The sequence below is a fragment of the Planctomycetota bacterium genome, from assembly GCA_035384565.1.
Classification (GTDB): Bacteria; Planctomycetota; PUPC01; order DSUN01; family DSUN01; genus DAOOIT01.
This window is the reverse complement of the sequence record DAOOIT010000018.1, coordinates 91,131-97,605: the sequence shown is the minus strand read 5'-3', so window position 1 is coordinate 97,605 and position 6,475 is coordinate 91,131. Positions and strand designations below refer to the sequence as shown.

The following is a 6,475-nucleotide window of genomic DNA, read 5'->3' as shown; positions in this document are numbered from 1 at the left end:
CGGGCAGGGGTCACTGGGCGCCCTTGTGGCGGCGACGGAGGGCCGCGAGGTGCCGCGCTGGGCGGGTTTGTGCGGGCTGATGGTGCTGGCGCTGGAACTCCCGAGCTTCTGGGTTTCGGTGGGGATGGGCATCGGAATGGCGCGCAAGCTGAGCGCCGCGGGGGCGTACACGCTTGCGAACCTGAACGCTCTGGCCGCGGAGCGCCTTCACGCCTACTGGATGGTGGTGATTCCCGCGCTCTTTCTCTCCGCCTTGGCGGAGACGGCGGCGATTCGAGGGCACATGGGCGCGAGGACCGGCGGGGCGGGGCATCAGGGCGATGCCGATGGCTGAGGGCGGTGCCGCTGACGCCGCGCTTACTCCTCCACCAGCAAGAGGGTGGCGCCGCCCACGAGGTGCTCCGGCGCACCGAGGGCCTTGCCCTGCGGGCTGTCCTTGACCGAGGGCCAGCCGCCGACACTGGTCGCGCCGGCCAGTGTGATCTGGTAGAAGCCGCCCGTTGCGGCGACCTCGGTTCGCTGGTTGTCGCGCGTGATCTGGGTGGCCTTGGCCTTGGTGGCGGGGACCTTCATAGTGACGCTCTTGTCGGTGTCCGCGAAGGCCACGAGAACGCGCTTTCCCTCCGTGCTTCGGAACTCGAAGAGGTTGTAGCCGGCCTTCCAGGTCGGCTGGAACGCGGAGTTGCCGGCCAGGAAGTCCACACCCTGGGTGCCGTGATGCTGGCGGACGAATGTCGCAGTGGCCAGTTCCTTCGCCAGGACGTCGCGGTAGGTGGTGAGGGCGGGCTTCGGGTCGCCGAGCATGCCCTTGTAGAGGCCGTGGCCGTTCGAGTTGTCGAGCTGGAAGTGGAAGAGCCTCTCGACGCCGGCCATCTTGGCCCAGGCGAATGACTGGAGAAGATAGTCGCCGTACTCGGCGGAGGAGAGCGCGAATGCGTCTCCGGGCTTCACATCTCGCGTGTCGGTGGCGCCGCACTCGGTGATCCAGATTGGCTTCACCTCGCCCAGGTAGTCCTGCATCAGCTTCCTGTCAATCGCCACGTAGTCGTAGGCATCGCTGGCGCGGCTGTAGGTGTGCTGGCTCATGATGTCGAAGTAGTAGCCGTGCCGTTTCGCCTCGGGGTCCTTGACGCACTCCTTGAGGTATTCCTCGAGGAAACACTCCTTGGGTGGCCAGGGGGTCGGGGCTTTGAGCCGGTGGGCGGCCAGGTACCCCTCGGCGGTGCCGTAGCAGAGGCCCGCGAAGAGCACCTTGCAGTCGGGGTCGGCCTTCTTTGCAGCCAGGTAGCAGACGCGCTGGTACTTGAAGAACTCCTTTCCGCCCAGCTTCCAGAAGTGGTGGCCGGGCAGGTCGGGCTCGTTCCAGCTTTCCCAGTGGCGGGCGACGTCCTTGTAGCGACGGACTGTCTCGTAGACGTAGTGGCCGTAGAGATTGCGGGGGTCGTTGACGGGGCGGACATCAATGCCCGCCTGCGGGCCGTTGATAGGCGAGGCGGCGTCTTTGGGCGGGGGGTTGGGGCCTCGCGTCGCCTCGTCCTCGGCCCAGGGGATGCCGTAGCCGAGGAGCATCAGGTACTCCATTTCGGGATGCTTCGCGCGGAGGGCTCGCAGACGCTCCAGGGCCGACCAGTCCCACAAGTCAGGGTCGTTGCCCGGGCGGCGGCGGATCGAAGGGAAGGTGAAGTCGAGGCGGCACATGCGCGCGCCCGCGTCAACCATCTTCGCCGGGTAGTCGGGGTTTGTGAGGAACTGGCCGTTGCTGCACATGGCTAGCGAATGCTGCGGCGGAGCCTCGGCCGCGGCCAGGGCGAGACTCCCCAGCCCGAGCAACGCCGTGAAGAGTCCTTGTCGCCTTCCGGAGGAGATCACGCTAAGACATCCTTTCTGGATTCTGCCAATGGGGACTTTGGATCATTCTTCAACCGGGCGCGATCAGGCGCACGGTGGGGAAGTAGGTGCAGTAGCGTCTGCGTCTCGGGTGATAGGGGGCATTCCGGCCACGGCTGCGCGGGCTCCGATGAAGAAGTCGGGCAGAGGCGAGCGGCGCCACACCGCCATGCCGTGTATACTGGCGGAAACACTTACCTGCAAGAAAGGCCGCCTTCCAGGGGAGCGGCAGCCGTTCAAAGAGGGCCGGGGGCGGTGCCGTATCCACATCGTCAATGCGCTCGAAGCGAATAGACGCCTCTGCATAGATGATGGGATTGATGGCCAAGGTGGACTCCTCTGCCTGGCGCTCCAACGTGCCACTCGACCGGGCGAACCATTGCGCATCCCCGCTCACCACGTCGAGCAGCACGTTCGAATCCACCAGGATGCGGCTCATTCCTCACCTCGCGTGAGGGTCATGATCTCGTCGGTCGTCATCCGCACCGTGCCACGGCTGCGCAGGGTCTCGACCACCCGACGCCCGCGGCGCCGCGAGGCAGCCTTTCGCAGGTACACCCGTTGGCCCGACAGGACGAACTCGACTTCGGTATCCGGGAGAAGCCCCGTTCTCTCGCGGATGTGGATGGGAATGGTGACTTGCCCCTTTGCCGTAATCCTCATCGGCCTTCTCCTCTAAAGCAGGGCGAGTATCACCTCTCTTACTCATACCGCTTCCCTAGAGCCCTGTCAACCTGGGCGGCAAGTGCGAACCTGGAAAGCCGGTGACTGTGTGGTACAGGAGCCCCCGACTGTTGAGGACGTTGTGGGCAGCGCGTCCCCGTGCCGCGAACTGCGGGACGGGGTTTAGCCAAGCGAAGTCGAGGGCACGTCCCGCTGACGATCACAGCCGAGGGCGGCTGTGCCACACAGAGCCCGGTGTGCGGCAACGTGCTAGCCAGGGTCCGTGCCCCCAGAGGCGGGAAGGGCGTCTCAATTCTCCAGTGTGACCGCGGCCAGCAACGGTGCGGCGGGGGTGCCGAGGTCACGGAAGATGATCTTCTCGACGACAACGGGGCGGAGGGCGACGCCCAGGACGTTGAGGTGCCACGGGTCGCCCCGGAGGCCGCAGTGCGCGTCGGTCGCCACGGGGGCGAGCACCCAGTCGTCGCAGGTGCGGCCGCTGATCAGGGGCACGGCTTGCGTCTGGCCGTCGGCGTACTGGATGACGTATTCGGCCACGGCGCCCCACTCGCCCGCGCCCTCGTCGTCGGGCAACCAGCCGGTGACGTTGCCGAGGAAGAACAGCCGCTTGCCCTGGGCCTTCACTGGAATCTCCACCTCAGTCGGCCACTTGATGTCCTTAGGCGCCTGCGGGCTGTGGAGGACGACGAGGCCCTTGCCGCCGTTCTTCGCGGGGTCAATGATGTTGAAGGGCACACCGCCGGCAACCTGAGCGCCAGCGCGCAGACCGGTGAAGAGGAACTTGCCCGGCCTCGGCACGCCGAACGGGGCGGTGAAGGGGTCGGTGTTGGCGAGCTTCGACAGGTCGAGCATGTGGCACTGATCGGCCTTCAACTCGATTGGGAGCGGAAGCTTGACGAGGCCGGGGACTGGCTTGGCCTGCGGCTTCATCTCCTGGTAGAGCTTTACGACGGTCGGGAAGTCCCAGTGCTTCGACTGGTCGGCGCGGGCAACGAGCTCAACGGCCTCTATCTTGTTGAGCAGTGGCCGCGACTTGGGGAGGTGCAGGGTGACCCGCTTCGGTGGGTTGCGTTTGGGTGGGTCGAGTGACAGCTCCACGCCAGCCGCCTTGCCCGCGATGGTGAAGCCGATGGGGCCGAAGTGGGTGGGGGCGCGCTCGACGCGAATCTCCTGCCCATCGCCCAGCCACCAGTCGGGCACAGCGAGCAGCAGGTGCAGTTCGTCGCCCCGCTCGTGAAGGAGCATGTGGCGGAGCATCAGGGCGTAGTTGGCCGCGCCCGTCACGTGCGGAATCGTCTCGCTCCAGGCGTAGCGGCGTTTGTAGAAGATGCCCTCCGGGAAGGCGTGGGTGGCGGTCGAGTGTAGCAGTTGCCAGTAGAGCTCCTCGACGACCTTCTCGTGTTCGCCGCGGACGAGCGAGGCCATGGTGGTGTAGGCGGACATGTAGGGATGGATGACGGGCGCCCCGCCAGGCGACCAGCGGATCGTGCCCTCGACGAAGCCGCCGCCGAAGTCCTCACGCACGTGCTTCATCAGGGCGACGACGCGCGGGTCGTCGCGGTCGAAAACCTCGGTCGGCCAGAGGGTCTCGGTGTTGCCCCAGTGGGTGCCGGCCTTCTCCCAACTGGGCGGAAAGTGGGGGAGGCCGGCGCGCGTGTGCGCGGCGTCAATCGCCTCGCGGTAAAGCTTGGCCTCTGCAAGGAGCTCATCAGCCTCGGCGGCCTTGCCGAGGATGCGGGCGTCATCGGCGGTGCACAGCAGTCCGCGAAGATTCCAGAAGTCGTAGCCTGGGATGTGGTGCTTGCCGTCCCACAGGTTCTCGCCATCGGCGGGCGCGGCGGGGAGCAGGCCGGCGAACGGCGAATCGGGCGACGCCTGGCGACGGGCCTTCATCATCCAGTCCACGGCCTTGCGCATCTGGGGATACGCTTTTTCAAGCCACTCGCGGTCGCCCGTGATCTTGTGGTACTGCCAGATGGCCCAGAGCGCCTGGCCGTTGGCATCGAACTGGTTGGCCTGGGATTCGAAGCGGCCGTCGGGGCGCTGCTTCTTGAGGTAGACGGCGACGGCTTTGGCGGCGGCGTCGGCTAGGCCGGCCTCTTCAAGCTCCATGAGCTGGTAGGCGCCGTCGCGGATGTAGAACTCGTCGTAGAAGCCCTCGCCGCCGTGGAGTTCGCCGTGGTCGTTGGCGATGAGCTGGCACACGTGGGCGGCGAGCAGCGCCTCGGTGGCCTTTCTGCACGGCACGGTGATGCGGGCGGCCTTGAGGATGAGGCCGCGCCACCATTCCACCGTGCGGTCGAGCCACAGCTTGGCGACCTCCTTGTCGAAGGCCGGAGAGTCGGGCACAGGGGCGAATGGGATGCGGAGGACAGCTTCGGCGGTCTGGCCTGGGGCCAGGGGCCAGGTGAAGGAGTGGGGCGCCCGTTCATCAATCTTCAGTTTCGCCTCGGCCTGGGCCGGGCCTGTGTTGGTGGCCTTGACCTGAATCCAGTTGAGGAAATTCTCCCCCTCGGTCGGCCAGTCGTATGCCTTCTGCCAGTCTTTGACGGAGGGGAGGGGCGTGGCCCAGAGGGTGAAGTCGTAGCGCACATCGCCGTCGCGGGCGGTCAGCAGGATGATGGGCAGCCAGCCGTCTAGCAGCGTCTTCGTCTGTTCGCGGCTCAGGGGCGTGAGGTCGCGGCCGAAGCGAATTGTGACCTTCGCCTTGTTCGCCAGGAGCAGCTCGTTGGCGGGCGTGATGCGGGTGCCGTCGCGGTAGTCCTTCAGGCCGATCACGTTCCAGGAGTTGACGAAGTAGTCGAAGGGTTCTTCCGCGCCCGGTGCGAGCGCGTGCGAGAGACCGCAGGCGACGACGAGCAGGCAGCGCATGGCAGTCCTCCGATGGCGTTGCAGAGGGAAGCCCCGCCGGGGATTATAGGGATCGGGCGGCGCGGAGGCAAGCGGGCGGCACCCGTGCCCGCCGGCGGGACGGATCGGAGATTGACAACGGCGGCTCGGAGGAGTATCGTGCTGTCAGTGCCCCGCAGCGCGAGCCGCCGCGCGGGCCTCGATGGTACTTGCAGGAGCAGGCTATGGCGGATGAACCGTTGATCGCGGTGTTCGTGGACTTCGAGAACCTGGCCATCGGTGTGCGCGACATGAACAAGGGGCCGTTCCAGATCGAGCTGGTGCTCCGGCGCCTGCTCGAGAAGGGCCGCATTGTGTTCAAGCGCGCCTACTGCGACTGGAAGAACTACCGCGACGCGGTGCCCGAGCTCCACCGCCACGGCATCGAGATGGTTGACATCCCCGGCAGCAAGGCCAGCGGGAAGAACAGCGCCGACATCCGCATGGTGACCGATGCCATCGACCTGTGTTACTCGAAGAACCACATTGATACGTTCGCCCTGCTGTCGGGCGACAGCGACTTCTCGCCGCTGGCGAGCAAGCTCAAGGAGAACAACAAGCGGGTGATCGGCTGCGGCGTGAAGAACTCGACGAGCGACCTCCTGATGGAGAGCTGCGACGAGTTCATTCTCTATGACGATCTGGTCCGCGCCGCCCGCAAGGCCCAGCAGCCGCGGCGCGCCCAACACCGCGCCGAGCCCAAGAAGCAGGAGGCATTCGACCGCGTCATCGAGATCGTGGGCTCCCTCGCCCTCGACCACGACGTGGTGTGGGGCTCGATGGTCAAGCAGGCCATCAAGCGCGTCTACCCTGGCTTCAACGAGAACTACCACGGCTACAGCTCGTTCACCAAGCTCCTCGAGGACATGAAGAAAGAGGGCCTCCTTGAGTTGCGCGAGGAGCGGCCGGGCAACTACTCGGTGCGGCTCGTCAGCGAGGGCTCGTGAGCCCGCGGGCGAGCGCCGGTAGACACCGCTGCGGATTGTAGTATACTGGAGTGGTGCAACGCACATCC

5 protein-coding genes and 1 pseudogene are annotated in these 6,475 nt (G+C 66.2%); 2 read left to right on the top strand and 4 right to left on the bottom strand.

Annotation, left to right across the window (positions count from 1 at the left end; genetic code table 11):
• Nucleotides 1–334 (top strand): hypothetical protein (locus PLE19_09040; GenBank protein HPD15083.1); only part of this gene is annotated, 334 nt, incomplete at its 5' end.
• Nucleotides 335–357: 23 nt separating this feature from the next.
• On the opposite strand, the gene PLE19_09035 is transcribed toward PLE19_09040, so the two are convergent.
• The 4 genes and pseudogenes from PLE19_09035 to PLE19_09020 all read right to left on the bottom strand — a co-directional run bounded on the left by PLE19_09035 (nt 358) and on the right by PLE19_09020 (nt 5,442).
• Nucleotides 358–1,869 carry a glycosyl hydrolase gene (locus PLE19_09035; protein HPD15082.1) on the bottom strand — a complete coding sequence of 504 codons (1,512 nt, stop codon included), beginning with the start codon at nt 1,867–1,869 and terminating at the stop codon, nt 358–360.
• 49 nt (nt 1,870–1,918) lie between these two features.
• Nucleotides 1,919–2,326 (bottom strand): annotated as a pseudogene (locus PLE19_09030) (type II toxin-antitoxin system VapC family toxin).
• On the bottom strand, nt 2,323–2,550 hold the full coding sequence (locus PLE19_09025; GenBank protein HPD15081.1) for an AbrB/MazE/SpoVT family DNA-binding domain-containing protein: 228 nt from the start codon (nt 2,548–2,550) through the stop codon (nt 2,323–2,325). Before PLE19_09025 ends, PLE19_09030 begins: the two are co-directional and overlap by 4 nt.
• Before the next feature lie 309 nt (nt 2,551–2,859).
• Nucleotides 2,860–5,442, bottom strand: coding sequence for a hypothetical protein (locus PLE19_09020; GenBank protein ID HPD15080.1), 2,583 nt, complete (start codon nt 5,440–5,442; stop codon nt 2,860–2,862).
• Nucleotides 5,443–5,645: 203 nt separating this feature from the next.
• Between PLE19_09020 and PLE19_09015 the strand changes: the two genes are divergently transcribed.
• A complete protein-coding gene (locus tag PLE19_09015) occupies nt 5,646–6,407 on the top strand; it encodes an NYN domain-containing protein (protein ID HPD15079.1) in 762 nt (253 codons plus the stop codon).
• Nucleotides 6,408–6,475 lie beyond the last annotated feature (68 nt).

Bases quoted from the DNA above. Each gene is read 5' to 3' on its own strand.
- PLE19_09020 (HPD15080.1), bottom strand. From the start codon at position 5,442: ATGCGCTGCCTGCTCGTCGTCGCCTGCGGTCTCTCGCACGCGCTCGCA.
- PLE19_09025 (HPD15081.1), bottom strand. From the start codon at position 2,550: ATGAGGATTACGGCAAAGGGGCAAGTCACCATTCCCATCCACATCCGC.
- PLE19_09015 (HPD15079.1), top strand. From the start codon at position 5,646: ATGGCGGATGAACCGTTGATCGCGGTGTTCGTGGACTTCGAGAACCTG.